We start from the raw sequence: 236 nt of genomic DNA on the forward strand, positions 1-236 counted from the left end.
GGCGGCGACGGCGGCCGGTGAAATGACGTCGATGTCGATCGGCACCCGCCAGCGCTCGGTGTAGCGCACCTGGGGCGCCGCGTTGCTGGCCGGTGCGCCTTCCAGCACAAAGCCATCGAAGCCGGCACTCATCACCTCGTTGCATTTCTGCACATAGACCGGGAAGCCGCCGATATACGGCATGAAGACGCGCGGCCGGCCGGGGATGTTGGTGCCGACATACCAGGAGCTGCAGG

General features: G+C 66.5%; 1 protein-coding gene. It reads right to left on the reverse strand.

What is annotated here, in order from left to right:
* On the reverse strand, window positions 1–236 hold a 236-nt coding region (locus tag RMT89_RS45425), incomplete at both ends, for a hypothetical protein (protein ID WP_315889599.1).

The organism is Streptomyces sp. P17, assembly GCF_032436805.1.
In the GTDB taxonomy this organism is placed as follows: Bacteria; Actinomycetota; Actinomycetes; order Streptomycetales; family Streptomycetaceae; genus Streptomyces.